Genomic DNA, 17590 nt, shown 5'->3' with positions numbered 1-17590 from the left:
GAGATAGATGATGAACAAAGAGATGATACCTACAGGTCATGCTATCAGTATTGCTGTGCTGTTTACTGTGGGTACTTCGATATTTATGGGAGTTCCGGAGGAATCCGGTAACAGCAATTGGATTTCCGTCCTTCTTGCCATGGTGCTAGTTGTTCCTCTTCTATTGATCTATGCCAGACTTCATCTTATTTTTCCAGGTAAGGATTTATTTGATATGCTAATCGCTGTGTTTGGCAAAGTCATCGGGCGATTCATCTCCTGTCTCTACATTTGGTACGCTTTTCATCTGGGGGCGCTAGTTCTCAATGTCTTTGGGGAATTCAGTAAGACGGTTGCCTTGACCGAAACCCCGATGCTTGCTCCTATGTTATGTCTTGGTCTACTGGGCGTTTGGGTGGTTAAGTCGGGGATTGAGGTGCTGGGGAGAAGTGCCAAACTTCTGCTTCTGTTCACCGTCGCAGTGGAGATAGTAATTCTTACACTCGCCATTTCCAAACTGGAATATCATCACTTTCTTCCTTTGTTCGATAAAGGTTGGCACCCGGTAGTTAGCGATACGCTGGGTCTGTTTTCTTTTCCATTTGCAGAGATTGTAATATTTCTAGGAGCATTCAGTAGTTTATCGGGCAAGAGCTCAGCGAAGAAAATTTTATTAGGAAATGTGTTGATTTCTGGGGTGGTTATTCTTATAGTTACACTGCGCAATCTGCTAATGCTTGGTCCTGAAGTACTGTCCGGTCAATATTTTCCCTCTTATGTGTCTGCAGGGCGTATTAATGTAGGCGATTTTCTGACGCGAATTGAAGCTTCATCGGCGGTTGCATTTGTAATCACAACATTCATAAAAGCGAGTGTATGTCTGTACGTAGCAAGCATAGGATTAGCTAAAGTATTCAAGTTAAAGAGTTATCGATCTGTTGTACTCCAAATAGGACTGTTAATGATTTATCTTGCGGATTTTGTGTACAAGGATATCATGGAGATGCAGTATTTTTCTTACCATATTTATAAAATCTACGCCTTTCCTTTTCAGGTAATTATTCCGTTGGTATTGTGGATTTGTGCTGAAATTAAGGTTAGTAAAAGTAAAAATAAGCAGGTGGCATCACAGCAATAGACCTACTTTCGAACATTCCTGATCTCTAGTAAAGATTAGGAATTCTTTGATTTTAAAACTAAACATAAGTTAGCTATAATGATAGATATATATAGAATGTTTGTTTTAGAAAAGAGGGAAACAGGTATGAACGTCAGCAACATCATTATGTCCTCTTATTGGGGTAGAGAGGTTAGACATAAATATATTACTCAAGGATCTAAGGCATTGGCTGTTATTTTTCCAGGTAAAAATTACTCGGCTGAACGCCCTCTGCTAGATTATGCGGCCAAAGCAGCTCGGGAACATAATTGCGATGTCCTGCTGCTTGAATATGGCTACCAGAGTGCTAGAGTAGGTTTTAAGCGTGATGAAATGATTATTCTCATTCAGGAATGTAAGGCGGCCATTGCATCTCTTCCTGAATACAAAAAGATTCTATTCATTAGCAAAAGCGTGGGTTCGGTCATAGCAGGGAGAATTGCAGAAGAGCTAGAAATACAGAAAAAGACGTCTCATCTATATATAACACCATTACCTGAGGCGATCCCTTTGATACAGCAGAGTCGTGGGACTGTAATTTATGGCGGAAGCGACCCTTTATTTAGCGAACAGCTTTCTGGTGAAATTAGTGGGCTTCATCATTTAAAAGTGTATAGAATCGATGATGCTAATCATAGCCTTGAGGTAGAGCTGGTCAACGAGTCACTAGCCATTCTGCTTGTTATTATTAATTTTTATCATGAATTTTTCCGTGATGCTTTAAATACATAACCTTTGGAGGATGCTGATTATGATTTTGGAAGCTGCGATGCTGCAAGTGAAGCCTGGTTTAACTACTGAATTTGAAAAAAGCTTCAAGGAGGCATCAAGCTTAATTTCTTCGATCGAAGGCTACATAGGGCATGAATTGCAACATTGCTTGGAGGATGATCATAAGTATCTGCTGCTTGTGAAGTGGAGAACGCTTGAAGATCACACTATAGGATTCAGAGAATCCAGCCAGTATCAGGAATGGAAGGCGCTACTTCACCATTACTACGATCCATTTCCGGTTGTTGAGCATTTTACCCGCATTAATCTGGACTAAATGGAGGATGTAGAATGAAGGCGAAGCTTGTTGGGGAAGGCAGAACTGCGGAGATCTGGCAGCATGACGATCAGAGGATTCTTAAATTGTACCGGGAGGATATAGCAGAGCAACACGTCAGCCGGGAATATAAAATCAGCCAGTTTGTACATGCGCGGGGTGTTCGGACACCTCAGCCTTTTGAGCTTATTTTTGAACAGAATCGACAAGGTATCGTTTTTCAACAAATTCAGGGTCCCTCTTTACTAAAGGTGATGGGTGAGAAGCCTTGGAAAGTTACCCAATATGCCAGGCTGATGGCGGGGCTTCATTGTGATTTGCATAAGCTTGAAACTACAGAGGAAATCGGCCAGCAAAAGGATATGTTGAAAAGTCAGATATTGGAAGCACCTATGCTGAGCGAAGAGGAGAAATCCGTCATTCTGAAGTATCTGGAGAAGCTGCCGGAAGGCACTCGTTTATGTCATGGGGATTTTCATCCCGACAATGTGCTTATGGATGAACAACTCTGGGTGATCGACTGGATGACAGGTGTAGTGGGAGAACCTGCTGGAGATGCTGCGCGTTCCGTAGTGATGTTCAGTTTGGGAGCTATGCCTCCGGGAGCTTCTGCATTCTCCAAATTAATGCTTGGTTTTATCCGAAAAAAATTAACTAAGGGATATATTCAAGAGTATCTCAGATTATCAGGACATACTTATGAGGACGTAGACCGCTGGATTTTGCCGATCGCTGCCGCGCGTCTGGTGGAGGGGCTTTCGCCTCCAGAGAAGGAGCTGCTGGTAAAAGAAATTCGTAAACGTCTACAAACCGTAGCCGCAGAGGTAAGCTGATCATGGCACAAAAACGGAGGCGTATTCTATGACTACCTATATTGCGCTGCTGCGTGGAATTAACGTCGGCGGGAACAAAATTATTAAAATGTTGGACCTGAAGGCGATGTTTCAGACTCTTGGATTTGAAAATGTACGAACGTATATTCAGAGCGGAAATGTTGTATTTGAGAGTGATGAAGGTTCGGAGAGTCTGCTTACTGGAGTCATTGAACGTAAGATTCATGAGGTTTTTGGATTCGAGGTCTCTGTTATTATCCGTACCTTAGCAGAAATGGAGAACGTGATCGCTAACGATCCCTTTCAGCTCTCCGAGCCAGAGGAATTCAAAAGATGGTATGTTACTTTTTTACCAGCCGAGCCTTCAGCGGATGCATTGGATAAACTGCGCACTTATGAGAATGGACCCGATAAAGTGCGTTTTGTCGGCAGAGAGATGTACGTGTTATATGAGGTCAGTGTGAGCCAGTCGCCGCTTTTCAAGGTTCCTTTTGACAGAATATTGGGTATGACGATTACAGCACGTAATTGGAATACGGTGAATAAGCTCGTTACTATGGGCAGGATGGAATAGTCTATTTTAAAATATTTGCTTGGGTTGGGATTTGAACAGAAAGCCTCCACAGTTGTGGGGCTTTTTTTGCGTTCTGGCGGCCTTGTATATTCAGCAAACATTCAGCTTGGACTCATTGAGAGTTAAGGTAAGGGTGAAATAATACACCTACAGAAAGTTTGAACCGGGGGCACAGAACTGCCGGAATTATAGACGATCAAAGGATAGGAGTGGATGGAGATGAGTAGGTTCAAAAAAATAAGCTCGAATCTTATACTTTGGCTCATTTTATTACTTGCCGCTTTTTTGTATGGTTATGGAGTTTGGAATGACCACTATGTGAATACATACTACACCACCGCGGTGGGAAGTATGCTGCAGAACTTTCATAATTTCTTCTTCGCTTCACTGGATTCCGCGGGTTCAGTAACGGTGGATAAACCACCAGTTACCTTTTGGATTCAGACACTTAGCGCGCTTATCTTCGGGCTGCATGGTTGGAGTGTGATTTTGCCACAGGCACTCGGCGGCGTGGGCTCCGTGTTACTTGTATACCTGCTGGTGAAGCCTACCTTTGGCAGAGCGGCAGCACGTATAGCAGCTCTAGTCATGGCGACTACTCCGGTAGCAGCGGCAGTCAGCCGGACGAACAATATTGATGCGCTGCTTGTATTCACCCTTCTGCTCGCGGCATGGTTTCTATTTAAAGGGACGAAGAGTAACAAAATGGGCAGCGTTCTTACCGCATTTGCGTTAATCGGTGTTGGGTTTAACGAGAAGATGCTACAGGCGTACATGGTTCTACCGGCTTTTTATCTCTTTTATGTCTTAGCTGCCAAAGTGAACTGGAAGCGGAAGACGGGAGTATTGGCAGCCTCCACAGCAATATTGCTTGTAGTCTCCTTATCCTGGGCAGTGATCGTGGATTCGATTCCCGCCAGCAAACGGCCTTATATCGGCAGCAGTGGTACCAATTCAGTGCTGAATCTTGCTTTTGGGTACAATGGTGTTGCCCGATTAACGGGGGATCGCGGGGCAGGTGGTGGTGGCGGTGGAATGCCAGGAATGAATGGCGGTGAGATGCCAAACATGAACGGTGAAATGCCCGCTATGAATGGTGAGATGCCGAACATGAACGGCGAGATGCCAGCTATGAATGGGTCAGGCAGTAATAGTGGCACTGATGGTGGACGTGCAGCATTTTCGGGCCGGCAAGGCACAAATTCGACCTCGAATAGCCAGACTGGTGACGATGATGGAGGTGCACCAGGTCAGCCTCCTAGTGGAACAGACAGTCAAGGCCGGCAATTTGGTGGCGACGACGGCGGGCGAGGAAATCGCGGCGGCATGAATGGCGGTGGAAGCGGAGGCGGAATGTTCAATACAGGAACAGCAGGCCCACTGCGCCTGTTCCAATCAGAACTGTCAGGTCAAGCTAGCTGGATGCTGCCTTTCGTATTGCTAGGCATCATTGGATTATTCGCCAATCTGCGGAGAAAGAACTTTACTCAGGCACATAAAGAAGCTCTCTTCTGGTTAGCGTGGCTGGTGCCCGTTATGGGGTTCTTCAGTATCGCAGGGTTCTTCCATCAATATTATCTGGTGATGATGGCTCCGCCAGTTGCAGCGTTAGTCGGTGCAGGATGGTCAAAGCTGTGGACGCTATATCGCGAGCACTCTGGTTGGCTGTCTTGGTTATTGCCAGCCGCAACGCTGGTTACAGCAGGTTTCCAGTGGTACATTGTTCATCCTTATAACGATACGATTGGCAGTGGCTGGTCCATTGGGATTTTAGCTGCAGGCATAGTGGTTTCGCTGGTACTGGTAGTTCTTAAAGGCAAGAAGAAATCCTTTATTTATACGACAGGCATTGCAGCCGTATTAGTATTGTTAATTGGGCCGCTCTACTGGGCAGCGACTCCCATTACTTATGGCTTGAACAGTCAAACCCCTGAGGCGGGCCCGAGCAGTAGTGAGGGGAGAGGGGGAATGGGAGGAAGTCCAAGCAATTTTGGACGTAATAGCGCCGCAAGTGCGAATGAGAGTCTGTTGTCCTATTTGGAGGAGAACAATACTGGGGAGCCTTATCTTTTTGCTACATTGGATTATGGCACAGCAGCTCCTTATATCGTTGACAAGGGTGCATCGGTTGTTATTTTGAACGGATTTTCTAACTCAGACACCGTGTATACCCCAGATACCCTAAAGTCGTTTGTAGAGAGCGGAAAGGTGAGGTACTTCCTGATCAATAGCGGTGGTATGGGTGGTGGACGCGGGGGAAGCTCCGAGTTGACGACTTGGATCACAGAGAATGGTACAGAAGTTCCAGCAGCCGATTGGGCAGGAAGCGATGGAGGAAACAGCGGGACATTATACAAAGTTAATGAAAACTAGGCAAATGTTAATCCTATGAGGCGTGTTATGAGATAGATCAGGCACGCTTCATTATTCAAATTTAAGGAGGAGCTGCTCATGAGTACCAACGTGCGCTATTCCATTATTATACCGATGTTTAACGAAGAGGCGGTCATTCAAGAGACGTATCGACGTATCAAAAAAGTAATGGGTTTAACTAATGAAGTGTATGAGCTGATCTTTGTGAATGATGGCAGCACAGATAATTGCGCCCAGATGATTGAGGAATATAGCTACTGGGATGAGAGTGTGAAGCTGATCGACTTGTCTCGTAACTTTGGACATCAGATCGCTATTACTGCCGGAATGGATTACGCCCTAGGGGATGCAGTTGTCATTATTGATGCCGATTTGCAAGATCCGCCGGAACTGATTCTGGACATGATTGCGGAATGGAAGCAGGGGTATGAAGTTGTATATGCCAAAAGGATAAAGCGAAACGGAGAATCCTTATTCAAAAAGTGGACGGCCAGTCTCTTTTATAGAGTACTTCGTTATTCAACCGATATATCTATCCCTGTCGATACAGGGGATTTTCGCCTCATCGATCGTAAAGTCTGTGAGGAGCTCAAACGCCTGCCGGAGAAAAATCGGTTCGTACGCGGGCTAGTCAGCTGGGTCGGTTTTCGGCAAAAAGCCATTGAATATGAACGCGATGAACGTCTGGCTGGAGAAACTAAATATCCGCTGAAACGGATGATCAAGCTCTCTCTGGATGGAATTACTTCCTTCTCTTATAAGCCGCTGAAGCTGGCAGGATACCTTGGTATGCTGCTGTCGGCCTCTGGTTTTCTATATCTGATGTATGTGCTATATCTGGTAATTTTTACGGATTCAGTCGTTAAGGGCTGGGCATCGATGATCGGAATCACACTGACCTTTAATGGTTTTGTGCTCATTATGTTAGGGATTCTGGGTGAGTATGTCGGTCGGATTTATGATGAGACCAAGGGACGTCCGCTCTATATTGTTCAAGAGTTCTATGAAGGTAAGAAACAGCAGGATGTTCGTGAACAGCAAGTTCTACATCGTCAATAAATGTAAGGGGAGGGATTCGTTGTGAAGATTAGAAAAGCGGTTATTCCCGCCGCGGGTTTAGGCACTCGTTTCCTGCCTGCAACTAAGGCTCAGCCCAAGGAAATGCTGCCCATTGTGGATAAGCCGGCGATTCAATATATCGTAGAAGAAGCTGTTCGATCCGGTATTGAAAGCATCATTATCGTGACGGGCCGCAACAAGAAGTCGATTGAAGATCATTTTGATAAATCAGTGGAACTGGAACAGACGCTTTTGGAAAAAGGAAAAGAGGAGCTGCTTCGTGAAGTCCAAGCGATTAGCGAACTGGCCAGCATTCATTACATTAGGCAAAAAGAGCCGCTAGGACTAGGTCACGCCATCCTTTGTGCGGAACAGTTCGTTGACGATGAGCCCTTCGCTGTTCTGCTCGGTGACGATATCATGGTCTCGGAGGACCCGGCGCTGCTGCAAATGATGCGATTGTATGAACAAGAGGAGAAGACCATCGTCGGTGTTCAGCAAGTACCACGGCAGGAGGTTCATAAATACGGAATTATTTCATCAAGCGGTTCTCTACAAGGCGTCCATGAAGTTAAAGGTTTGGTGGAGAAGCCCTCCCTGGATACGGCACCTTCAGAGCATGCGATTATGGGACGTTACATTTTGGAGTCTTCGATATTTTCAATGCTGGCTAACCTTGAACGGGGAGCAGGCGGTGAATATCAACTGACTGATGCATTGCATGAGGTATGCCGTAATGAAGGTTTGCTGGCCCTGGATTTGATCGGCAAACGTTATGATATTGGTGATAAATTCGGCTACATTCAGGCTACGCTGGAGGTCGGATTGATGCGGGAGGAGTTGCGTCCATTACTGGTTCCGTATTTGCAAAAGCTGGCTGCGAGTCTGAAGGAAAGTGAAGAAGTGGGGGCGTTACCTTGGGGTACACCCTAGTGATTAAAGGAGACTGTTTCAAACGATCCTACCATCGTCTTCGGCGGCGGTGGGATGATGTTTGGGGGCAGTTTTTTTGCGCGTGGCGTTTAAAGGGCAGATGGGGATGAACAAATAAGTGTACTTTATACAATTAAAAAGCGCATCAGACTGCTATGTATCGACTTAGTTGCACTTGATACACTTATTTCTTCATAATCCAATGGAAATACTCTTTCCATCTGTTTTTAGTTGCATAAACTACACTTAAAAGAGTCATAGAGGGGATGAAGTATGAAATAGCTGCACCAAGTGCAGTTATTTTTTGCGATATAAAAAATCCGGAGGACAGATTCCTAAGAATCGTCTCCGGATCTATATTTTCAGTCATTGATTAAGCCTTTAGTACATCATGATCCACGTAACGCGTACCATTTAGCTCGCTAATCACATTAATGGCTACCTTCGCGCCATCGCCTGCCGTAATAATGGCATGTACACTTACTCCGGCAACGGTACCTGCAGCCCAAATGCCTTCAATATTTGTTTTGCCTTCTGGATTAACAGCGACTACTGTCTTGATTCTTGGCTCTGTACCATCCTTAGTTTCCACGCCTGCTTTGGCGGCTAGATCGGTAAGGGCGCCTGTTGCAAGAATAACATGTTTGGCTTCATAAATGATTCCATCTTCGGTCTCAATGACAAATCCGTTGCCGCTGGAAGTGAGGTTAATAGCTTGTTCTGCTACCAGCTCAGCGCCGAATTTGACGGCTTGCTTATGTCCGGTTTCTACGAGATCAGGACCGCCTACTTCGGAAATTCCATAAAAGTTCTCAAACCATCCTCTACGGGTCATGCCTTTATCATTGTCGATCAGCAGCGTTTTTTTGCCCGCCTTGGCGGCGAACAGGGCTGCGCTTGCACCGGCAGGACCGGCTCCAATTACGGCGATTTCGTACATTTTTTGACCTCCCAAAAGTTTTGTGAAGCAAAACTCGCATCGAAAGCATAGGCTTAAGTTTTGCGGAGCGTGGCTCCTTAGAATGGACAACATAGCAAAACTACTTCGTAAGCATGGGCTTAAGTTTTGTGAAGCAAAACTCGCATCGTAGACATAGGCTTAAGTCTATCATCTATTATAACGGTTGTTACTCTCTCTTGGCTAATCCTTGCTCGCAAGGAAGGGTAACCCTGAACGTTGTTCCCTCACCGAGAGTGCTGCTTACACTAATCTTGCCGTGATGTGCCTCCACGATAGACTTGGTAATAGAAAGGCCGAGTCCAGATCCACCATATTTTCGTGTACGAGAAGAATCGCTGCGGTAGAAGCGATCGAAGATATGTGGGATATGCTCTGGAGAAATCCCGCAGCCGTTGTCTTGCACCGTTAGAATGGCCTCATTTCCTCTAGCATGTAAAGAGAGATGAATAGTGCCAGATTTTGTATCCGTATGCTGAACTGCATTGTGGAACAGATTCAGAATCACCTGTTTGATTTTATTGGGTTCATATTTACCATGGATGCCATACGAGATATCAAAAGTAACCTTGCGCTGATCTGCTAACAAGAGCAGATGCGGCTTCATTTCGGAAATGACCTCACCGAGCAGCAGATCCGTCATCCGCAGTTGAGGGGCGCCGTCCATCCGAGCGAGCAGCAGCAAATCCTCCACCAGCTTATTGATCCGTTTCGATTCGCCATGCATGCTTCGCAATGAATTGTATAACTGTTCTTTGTTGTCCGCAGCGCCTCGCAGTAAGACCTCCAGAAAACCGTGGATCGAGGTCAGCGGCGTTCGCAGCTCGTGAGAAGCATCGGCAGCGAAGCGGCGCATCTGTTCCTTGGCTTCCCGTTCATTATGAAAGGATATTTCGAGACGCTCGAGCATACCATTGAATGAATGAGCCAGCTTGTCGATCTCAGTCTGGCCTTGGTTAATTGGAAATCGGATATCCAGATTACCGGCATCAATGATCTCGGCGGACTCTCCCATATTTGAAAGAGGGACCAGCGTCTTTCGAAGGGCAGGCAAGTATAGGAAGAAGCCAGCCAATAAAGCAATCACTGACAAACCTGCGTATATCATCAATTGCTGTAAGATTACATCCGTAAGAGGTCCGGTATTTACACTCATTTGGAGTAGCAATCGAGTATTTCCAGGTCTATAGAGATTCACGAATATAGCCAGATGTTCAGTGCCGTCATCGGCCTCTATGAGCTTGTAATTTCCTGTTGCTCTATCCGTGGTATGAATGAGCAGATTATTGTATTGCTCATTCGTTAATCTAGGCGCGGCTGAATCAGATAAAGTCATTTGCTGTAAGTCCCTGAAGGTGCCATCTGAGCTATAAATAGCGAGGGTTGTATGGGCATCCAGCAGGAGTGGACGCCTATTCTCACCGGTTCTTTGACCATTTGGGATTTTATTCTCGCCGTTTCTTTCCCCCGGCAAATTGCCGTTATACTCGGTGTTTCCCTCATTCGGAGTTATGGTGTCCTCGTCATAGGAATTGAAAAAGTTGAAAAACATCTCACGGGGAACAGAACGTATTTGCGCTTCCATAGACTCTGCTCTATTGCTATATATGAAATCCCGCATGAGTATATATTGTAATACTCCGATTAGCAGCAGTAATCCTGATAGAATGAGCAGCGAAATGGCTAGCAACTGCTTGCGCAGAGAACGTGGTACAGGCAGCTTACGAAACCATTTAGAGATGCGCGTACTCATAGATCTACCCGGTAGCCTGCTCCCCGCAGGGTACGGATAATACGGTGCTCCTTATCCCCGAGCTTCTCGCGAAGCGAACGGATATAGACCTCAACGATATTTTCCTCACCACCAAAGTCATAGCCCCACACTTTATCAAGAATCATGGGTTTACTTAGTACAAGGCCGTGATTAATAACGAGATACTGTAATAACTCGTATTCCGTGGGTGAGAGTTCAAGGACTTCTTCCTTGAAGCGAATTTCTTTTCTACGGCTATCAATTCGGAATGGACCGCAGCGTACCTCGCCGAGCAGACCTGGAAACTGATTGCGTAGCCGCGCTTGAATTCGGGCAAGCAATTCGTCGAAGCTGAAGGGCTTGACCATATAATCGTCAGCACCAATAGTGAGACCCTTGACTCGATCGTCCACTTCATCCTTTGCAGTTAGCATAATAACGGCTAGTTCCGTCTCTTCCGAGCGAAGGTAATGACATAACTCGAATCCATCCATGCCAGGCATCATGACATCTAGGATGGCTACATGTGGCTTGAACTCAGTAGCGACCGAGATGGCTGTGATTCCGTCGGGTGCGGTTCTGACTTCAAATCCTTCGTTAAGGAGACCCAGCTCTAGAAATTGTAATATATGAGGCTCATCATCTACGAGCAGTAGTCGAACGCCTTGAGCTGCTTTCATCATAGGTACCTCCAAATCAGTGATAGATAGCTACATTATGACATATTCGGTTGAATGTTTGCTGAAGATGAGTCCCTTTGCTTTACGATTAAAGCAGCCTTTTCTTATTTCATGATGTTTCAAAGGGGTTAATTTAGTTATAAGTAATATTAATGTGTTTAATAACAAACAAGGTTAAAAAATTCGGATTTTCGAAAATGTGATAAAGGGTTTTGACGGCGGATATAGAACACTTTACAATAAGGATAATCTCCTGATTTTGGTGAAAGTTACCCATTTTAGGAAAGATCATTCGACTGTGTTACATTTCCTTCCACGTTTTTCTCATCTTTGTCCATCTTCCTATCAAGGCTCATTTCTTTCAAGTGTATTTCTTGTTCATTCACTTCTTTTTGGAACTTCTGTTCATTCAACCTGTGCTTGCTGAACTTCATATTACCCATAAGTCAAGGGAGGCTTTTCCATGAAGAAAAAGGAAATGGTAGCCATGCTATTGGCTGGAGGCCAAGGCAAAAGATTGAAAGGTTTAACCAAATCGCTTGCCAAGCCCGCTGTTTATTTTGGAGGGACCTATCGGATCATCGACTTCCCTTTAAGTAACTGTTCCAATTCAGGTATTGATACAGTTGGTGTGCTGACTCAATATGAGCCACTCATACTGCATTCTTACATCGGAGTAGGCAGCGATTGGGATTTGAACCGTAAGAACGGTGGGGTATTCGTGTTGCCACCGCATGAACGTGAGAATGGAAGCAGCTGGTATCGGGGAACAGCCGATGCGATTTATCGGAATCTTAAGTTTGTGGATCAGTTTGATCCAGAGCATGTTCTTATTCTGTCCGGTGATCACATTTATAAAATGGATTATCACGCTATGCTTCAATACCACAAGGAAAGAAACGCTGATTGCACAATTTCTGTCATTGACGTTCCGCTGGAGGAAGCAAGCCGATTTGGAATTTTGAATACGGAGGACGATCTAAAAATTTACGAATTTGAGGAAAAGCCCGCTCAGCCAAAAAGCACATTAGCTTCTATGGGTGTGTATATCTTCAAATGGGAGGTTCTCCGCAAGCATTTACTAGAGGACGGGGAGAATGTAGGATCATCCCACGATTTCGGCAAGGATATCATTCCTTTAATGCTGGAGGACGGAAACTCCTTATTTGCGTACCCTTTTGAGGGATACTGGAGAGATGTAGGTACAGTAACTAGCTTATGGGAAGCAAATATGGATTTGCTGAGCGATACCCCTCCACTTAATCTAAATGATCCCAGCTGGCGCATTTTTACGCGTAATCCGAATCAACCTGCCCAATATGTTGCCCCTGGGGCGAAAGTGTCAGGCTGCATTATTAATGAAGGCTGCATAGTGCACGGAGAAGTGAATCATTCGGTTCTCTTTTATGGGGTAGAAGTAGGTGAAGGAAGTGTAATTACGGACTCCGTGATTATGCCTAAGGTCAAGATTGGCAAGAACGTACGCATTCATAAAGCGATTATTAGTGAGAATACGGTAATCGACGATTATATGGAAATAGGCATCGAACGGGAGAACGAGAACGAAATTCTGCTGATCGACAATAAAAGCAAAAAACGTAAATCAGCTGTGGCCAAAACCATATAATCAAGCTAAAACGCCTTCGGCGTCCTTCTAGGGACGGTAAGCGTTTATGCGAGATTTATAAGGATAAAGTATATCGTGAAACTTATACTTTCTTATAAATTATAAGAGGACGGTGGATTCCGATGAAGCAACTCATGGGTGTAATTAATCTGGATCATGAACTCGACAAACTAAATGAACTCACTTATTTCCGCTGTGGTGCAGCCGTACCTTTTGCCAGTCGTTATCGGTTGATTGATTTCGTGCTTTCTAATATGATGCGTGCAGACCTGGAGAGCGTTGGCCTGTTCGTCCGCCGTAAATACCGTTCTCTAATGGACCATTTGGGTGACGGGAAATCGTGGGATATGAACCGCAAGCATGGGGGATTATTCATTTTGCCTCCAGACTGGAACGATCCAACGGATACTTCTCTCGGGGACTTACAGCATTATCATAACAATCTGGATCTTTTTAAACGGGGATCTGCTAAATATATCGTGTTTTCCGGCAGCCAGCATATCAATACGATCGATCTTCAGGATTTATATAGTTACCATCTGGAGAAGGGTGCCGACGTTACAGTAGTGTATAAAAAGATTGAAGAACTGCAGCCAGAACATGATCTATGCCAGCGTATTGAAGTAGACGAAGAGAATAAGGTGACTAATATCCATCATGAGAAAGACCATCCTAATTTATATCTGGATATCTTCATTATGGAGAAAAAACTGTTCTTGGAGCAGGTGGAGCATTGCATTGCGCATGGAGAGAGTTATTTTTTCCGAGATGTAGTTCAGAAGAACCGACACAAATTTAATATCGCCGCATACGAATATCATGGCTATCATGCCGTAATTAATTCATTAGAGAGTTATTATAAGAACAGTTTGGAACTGCTCCAGCAGGAGAATTACTTCAGTTTGTTCAAAGAAAGCCCGGTACAGACGAAGATAAAATATGAGGCTCCGACCCGATACTTGGAAAGTGCTAATGTCAGTAATTCGTTGGTGGCTAATGGCTGCATTATAGCTGGAACGGTAGAGAACAGCGTGATCTTTCGGGGGGTTCAGGTACGTAAGGGAGCGAAGATCATCAACTCAGTAATTATGCAAAAGTGCGTCATCGAAGAAAATGCGGTCATTGAGAATGTAATCATGGATAAAGACGTACATTTGAGTAAGAATCGAATTCTTGTTGGAGATAGCAAACGTCCATTCGTCATCGCCAAGAGCAGCAAGATCTAACGACTGGATTAGATGAACAAAGCAGTATTAACCTATCTGATCTAATGGCACAGTCTGCTGCACTTCTAATAAAAGCATTTGTCAGGAGGACCTACTGTTGTTTAACGATAAAGAATCTTTCAAACAGGTATTCCGTGAGACCCTCATTGGTAAATTAGGTAAACCACTTGAGGAAGCCTCGAATGCCGATGTCTATAAAATACTGGGCAACATGATTCGTGAGAACGCCGGGAAAAATTGGGCGGAAACGAACCAGAAATATAAGCTCGATAAAGATAAGCAGGTTTACTATTTTTCAATGGAGTTCTTGATCGGTAGGCTTCTGGGGAACAATCTGTTGAATATGGGTGTACTGGAAGTAGTACGTGAAGGTTTAGCGGACCTTGGCTTTTGTTTGCAGGATATAGAGGAGGAGGAATCGGACGCTGGGCTAGGGAATGGAGGTCTCGGTCGTTTGGCCGCCTGCTTCCTGGACTCACTCGCTTCCCTGCAATATGCGGGACATGGCTGTGGTATACGGTATAAATATGGCCTGTTCGAGCAGAAGATCGTTGATGGGTATCAAGTGGAACTTCCTGATTACTGGCTGCAGAATGATAATGTATGGGAAGTGCGCCGCGAAGACAAGCAGGTTGAAGTTAGGTTCTGGGGGACTATTGAGACCCGCGAAGAGAACGGACGACTCGTATTCGATCATACGCAATATGAGGCTGTTCGAGCAGTGCCTTACGATGTCCCTATCATTGGTGCTGATCGCCGGCATGTGAATACACTGCGTAACTGGAGTGCAGAATCCATCACCCAGCCCTCAAGAACCTTTGGTTCTTTTGCCGGGACGGACTATCATAAGTTTCTGGAGTATAAGCGTTCTGTAGAATCCATTTCGGAGTTCCTTTACCCAGATGACTCTCAATACGAAGGTAAGCTGCTTCGCCTGAAGCAACAGTATTTCCTCTGTAGCGCGGGGCTGCAAAGTATTCTGCGTACCTATGCCAAGCTTGGGATTCCTATAGAATCGCTGCCAGACAAGGTTGCTCTTCATATTAATGATACACATCCAACGTTGGTGATTCCTGAATTGATGAGGATACTGATGGATGTACATGGTTTAGGCTGGGATGAGGCATGGAGTATCACGACGCGTATGGTCTCTTACACTAATCACACTATTCTGAGCGAAGCGCTTGAGAAATGGCCTATTCAAATGGTTAGGGAGCTACTGCCACGTATATTTCTTATCATTGAAGAGATCAATGCGCGTTTCTGTGGCGAGCTTATGAGTCGTTATCCGGGGGATCAGGATCGAATTGCGCAGATGGCGATTATTCATGATGATCAGGTTCGGATGGCTCATCTGGCGATTGTAGCGAGCCATAGTGTCAATGGAGTAGCGGCGCTGCATACAGAAATATTAATGAAGCGCGAGATGCGACTTTTTAATGAAATGTATCCACACCGTTTCAATAATAAGACGAACGGAATTACCCATCGGCGATGGTTACTGCATGCCAATCCAGATCTGGCTAATTTAATCAATCAATCGATAGGGACCCGTTGGGTGAGCCATCCTCAAGAAATGATTGGCTTGATTAAATATTGTGAGGATGCTTCCTTCCAGGAACAAGTAGCCAGTATTAAGCGCCAGAATAAGCTTCGTCTTGCAGAGTACATCTACAGTAAGCATTCAGTACATGTCGATCCTGACTCTATCTTTGATGTACAGGTGAAACGTCTACATGCCTACAAGCGCCAGTTGCTTAATATTTTGCATATTCTGCATTTGTACAATCAAATCAAAGATAATCCTTCGATGGATATGGTTCCACGCACGTTTATATTCGGAGCAAAGGCAGCGCCAAGTTATCATCTGGCGAAGCGGATTATCAAACTGATTAATACAGTTGCGGAGGTAGTCAATAAAGATCCGGATGTTAAAGGGAAGATTCGTATCTTTTTCCTTGAAAATTATTCGGTATCCCTAGCAGAAAAGATCATTCCTGCAGCGGACATCAGTGAACAGATTTCTACAGCCAGCAAAGAAGCATCTGGTACCGGGAATATGAAGTTTATGATGAACGGTGCATTGACGGTAGGAACGATGGATGGCGCAAATGTAGAAATGCATGAAATGGTGGGAGACAACAATATGTTCCTGTTCGGACTTCGTGCTGAGCAGGTCATGGATTACTACCAGCATGGCGGTTATCATGCGCGTGATATTTACAACGGGGATAGTCGTGTGAAAGAAGTGCTGGATCAGTTAATCAAACCAGGACCTATATGTTGTCACGCTACGGAGTTTGAGAGCATTTTCCACTCTCTTCTGGATAATAACGATGAGTTTTTTGTCCTGAAGGATTTCGCTAGTTACGTTGAGACGCACGTCGAAATTGATCGGGCATATCGCAACCGGCAAGAATGGCTGAAGAAGTCCATTATTAATATTGGTCATTCCGGTAAATTCTCCAGCGATAACACAATTAGTCGCTATGCAGCTGAGATTTGGAACATTAGTCCAGTTCGACTGTAGGATCAACATAAAAAGGCTGTCTTATAAGTAGGTAACCCCTACAAATAAGACAGCCTTTTTTTAAATATAAGACATAAAGTATAAGTTTCACACCATACTTTATGTCTTATATTTCTCGCTTAAACGCTTACCGTCTTTATGAGGACGACGAAGGCGTTTATGCTTAACCTATCTAGAAAGTATATATTTGTGAGAGGATTTTTAGATAGCTTCCGATACTAAAGCTGCGAACCGCTCCAGAAACCGGCGTTCTTCATCATCAAAGCGATCCTTGAGCGGACTGTCGATATCAAGTACGCCAAGCAAGCGATCATCCTTTATTAAAGGAACAACAATCTCGCTGTTGGAGGCTGCATCACAGGCGATATGACCTGGGAATGCATGCACATCACCTACTACAAGTGTGCGCCGCTCGGCGGCTGCCGTTCCGCACACCCCGCGAGATAGCGGAATTCGAATGCATGCAGGGAGGCCTTGAAAAGGTCCAAGTACTAGCTCCTTGCCGTCAAATAAATAAAAACCGGCCCAATTCGTATCCGGTAGAGCGTGTTTAAGTAGTGCCGAAGCATTAGCCAGATTGGCTGTAGCACTTGGTTCGTCCTTTATCAATGCTTCGAGTTGGATTAGAACGGCTTCAAACTGCTCGCTGCGCGTTCCATCATATGGCATAGCTTGAAACATGAAGCATCACCTTCCTGTACTTTAAATTCAATATGAAACCATAACTGTAACTAACAACATAGTACAGCTATGAGGGGTACGTCAAGACACAACATTGTTTTGTGATATTTTGGGATGGGCTATGATCCCTCTGTAGCACTGAACCCTTGTGATGATGTTTCCAATGAACTGTCATAG

The 17590-nt window shown here is 44.8% G+C and carries 15 protein-coding genes; 11 read left to right on the top strand and 4 right to left on the bottom strand.

What is annotated here, in order from left to right; all coding sequences use genetic code 11:
- The first annotated feature begins 7 nt into the window (after positions 1 to 7).
- The 8 genes from MKY52_RS06330 to galU all read left to right on the top strand — a co-directional run bounded on the left by MKY52_RS06330 (position 8) and on the right by galU (position 7958).
- On the top strand, positions 8 to 1117 hold the full coding sequence (locus MKY52_RS06330) for an endospore germination permease (RefSeq protein ID WP_081382979.1): 1110 nt from the start codon (positions 8 to 10) through the stop codon (positions 1115 to 1117).
- A gap of 126 nt (positions 1118 to 1243) precedes the next feature.
- A complete protein-coding gene (locus MKY52_RS06325) occupies positions 1244 to 1870 on the top strand; it encodes a hypothetical protein (protein ID WP_076285896.1) in 627 nt (208 codons plus the stop codon).
- A gap of 19 nt (positions 1871 to 1889) precedes the next feature.
- Positions 1890 to 2186, top strand: a complete 297-nt coding sequence (locus tag MKY52_RS06320) for an antibiotic biosynthesis monooxygenase family protein (RefSeq protein WP_042184604.1) — start codon at positions 1890 to 1892, stop codon at positions 2184 to 2186.
- A gap of 14 nt (positions 2187 to 2200) precedes the next feature.
- Positions 2201 to 3019: a phosphotransferase family protein gene (locus tag MKY52_RS06315; RefSeq protein ID WP_341050452.1), complete on the top strand. Its 819-nt coding sequence runs from the start codon at positions 2201 to 2203 to the stop codon at positions 3017 to 3019.
- Between the two features lie 28 nt (positions 3020 to 3047).
- Complete coding sequence (locus tag MKY52_RS06310; RefSeq protein ID WP_341050451.1) at positions 3048 to 3593, top strand: DUF1697 domain-containing protein; 546 nt, start codon at positions 3048 to 3050, stop codon at positions 3591 to 3593.
- A gap of 219 nt (positions 3594 to 3812) precedes the next feature.
- Positions 3813 to 5966: a glycosyltransferase family 39 protein gene (locus MKY52_RS06305; protein ID WP_341050450.1), complete on the top strand. Its 2154-nt coding sequence runs from the start codon at positions 3813 to 3815 to the stop codon at positions 5964 to 5966.
- A gap of 78 nt (positions 5967 to 6044) precedes the next feature.
- A complete protein-coding gene (locus MKY52_RS06300) occupies positions 6045 to 7025 on the top strand; it encodes a glycosyltransferase family 2 protein (RefSeq protein WP_339800147.1) in 981 nt (326 codons plus the stop codon).
- Between the two features lie 21 nt (positions 7026 to 7046).
- Positions 7047 to 7958, top strand: a complete 912-nt coding sequence (gene galU / locus MKY52_RS06295) for a UTP--glucose-1-phosphate uridylyltransferase GalU (protein WP_341050448.1) — start codon at positions 7047 to 7049, stop codon at positions 7956 to 7958.
- 373 nt (positions 7959 to 8331) lie between these two features.
- On the opposite strand, the gene MKY52_RS06290 is transcribed toward galU, so the two are convergent.
- From MKY52_RS06290 to MKY52_RS06280, 3 genes are all read right to left on the bottom strand, one after another.
- Positions 8332 to 8898, bottom strand: coding sequence for an FAD-dependent oxidoreductase (locus MKY52_RS06290; RefSeq protein ID WP_076116777.1), 567 nt, complete (start codon positions 8896 to 8898; stop codon positions 8332 to 8334).
- A gap of 187 nt (positions 8899 to 9085) precedes the next feature.
- The gene (locus tag MKY52_RS06285; RefSeq protein ID WP_341050447.1) at positions 9086 to 10669 is read right to left on the bottom strand and encodes a sensor histidine kinase; all 1584 of its coding nucleotides are present in this window, start codon (positions 10667 to 10669) and stop codon (positions 9086 to 9088) included.
- The gene (locus tag MKY52_RS06280; protein ID WP_341053348.1) at positions 10666 to 11349 is read right to left on the bottom strand and encodes a response regulator transcription factor; all 684 of its coding nucleotides are present in this window, start codon (positions 11347 to 11349) and stop codon (positions 10666 to 10668) included. Before MKY52_RS06280 ends, MKY52_RS06285 begins: the two co-directional genes overlap by 4 nt.
- Before the next feature lie 463 nt (positions 11350 to 11812).
- Here MKY52_RS06280 and MKY52_RS06275 point away from each other — a divergent pair, with 463 nt between their 5' ends.
- The 3 genes from MKY52_RS06275 to MKY52_RS06265 all read left to right on the top strand — a co-directional run bounded on the left by MKY52_RS06275 (position 11813) and on the right by MKY52_RS06265 (position 16732).
- Positions 11813 to 12976 (top strand): glucose-1-phosphate adenylyltransferase, encoded by a 1164-nt coding sequence (locus MKY52_RS06275; RefSeq protein WP_042184623.1) that lies wholly within the window; start codon positions 11813 to 11815, stop codon positions 12974 to 12976.
- A 122-nt stretch (positions 12977 to 13098) separates the two neighbouring features.
- Complete coding sequence (gene glgD, locus MKY52_RS06270) at positions 13099 to 14202, top strand: glucose-1-phosphate adenylyltransferase subunit GlgD (RefSeq protein ID WP_042184625.1); 1104 nt, start codon at positions 13099 to 13101, stop codon at positions 14200 to 14202.
- 97 nt (positions 14203 to 14299) lie between these two features.
- Positions 14300 to 16732 (top strand): glycogen/starch/alpha-glucan phosphorylase, encoded by a 2433-nt coding sequence (locus MKY52_RS06265; protein ID WP_149644652.1) that lies wholly within the window; start codon positions 14300 to 14302, stop codon positions 16730 to 16732.
- A gap of 201 nt (positions 16733 to 16933) precedes the next feature.
- Here the strand turns inward: MKY52_RS06265 and MKY52_RS06260 are convergent, their stop codons facing one another.
- Positions 16934 to 17413: a GAF domain-containing protein gene (locus MKY52_RS06260; RefSeq protein ID WP_042184630.1), complete on the bottom strand. Its 480-nt coding sequence runs from the start codon at positions 17411 to 17413 to the stop codon at positions 16934 to 16936.
- Between the last annotated feature and the right edge of the window lie 177 nt (positions 17414 to 17590).

Origin of the sequence: Paenibacillus sp. FSL P4-0184, assembly GCF_038004625.1 — a bacterium.
Lineage (GTDB): Bacteria > Bacillota > Bacilli > Paenibacillales > Paenibacillaceae > Paenibacillus_AQ.
Note: the sequence above shows the minus strand (reverse complement) of the source record. Positions and strands in the feature narration are given on the sequence as shown.

What these genes read in the sequence shown, in the direction of transcription:
- MKY52_RS06330 (WP_081382979.1), top strand. Translation starts at nt 8, where the DNA reads ATGATGAACAAAGAGATGATACCTACAGGTCATGCTATCAGTATTGCT.
- MKY52_RS06325 (WP_076285896.1), top strand. Translation starts at nt 1,244, where the DNA reads ATGAACGTCAGCAACATCATTATGTCCTCTTATTGGGGTAGAGAGGTT.
- MKY52_RS06320 (WP_042184604.1), top strand. Translation starts at nt 1,890, where the DNA reads ATGATTTTGGAAGCTGCGATGCTGCAAGTGAAGCCTGGTTTAACTACT.
- MKY52_RS06315 (WP_341050452.1), top strand. Translation starts at nt 2,201, where the DNA reads ATGAAGGCGAAGCTTGTTGGGGAAGGCAGAACTGCGGAGATCTGGCAG.
- MKY52_RS06310 (WP_341050451.1), top strand. Translation starts at nt 3,048, where the DNA reads ATGACTACCTATATTGCGCTGCTGCGTGGAATTAACGTCGGCGGGAAC.
- MKY52_RS06305 (WP_341050450.1), top strand. Translation starts at nt 3,813, where the DNA reads ATGAGTAGGTTCAAAAAAATAAGCTCGAATCTTATACTTTGGCTCATT.
- MKY52_RS06300 (WP_339800147.1), top strand. Translation starts at nt 6,045, where the DNA reads ATGAGTACCAACGTGCGCTATTCCATTATTATACCGATGTTTAACGAA.
- MKY52_RS06290 (WP_076116777.1), bottom strand. Translation starts at nt 8,898, where the DNA reads ATGTACGAAATCGCCGTAATTGGAGCCGGTCCTGCCGGTGCAAGCGCA.
- MKY52_RS06285 (WP_341050447.1), bottom strand. Translation starts at nt 10,669, where the DNA reads ATGAGTACGCGCATCTCTAAATGGTTTCGTAAGCTGCCTGTACCACGT.
- MKY52_RS06280 (WP_341053348.1), bottom strand. Translation starts at nt 11,349, where the DNA reads ATGAAAGCAGCTCAAGGCGTTCGACTACTGCTCGTAGATGATGAGCCT.
- MKY52_RS06275 (WP_042184623.1), top strand. Translation starts at nt 11,813, where the DNA reads ATGAAGAAAAAGGAAATGGTAGCCATGCTATTGGCTGGAGGCCAAGGC.
- glgD (WP_042184625.1), top strand. Translation starts at nt 13,099, where the DNA reads ATGAAGCAACTCATGGGTGTAATTAATCTGGATCATGAACTCGACAAA.
- MKY52_RS06260 (WP_042184630.1), bottom strand. Translation starts at nt 17,413, where the DNA reads ATGTTTCAAGCTATGCCATATGATGGAACGCGCAGCGAGCAGTTTGAA.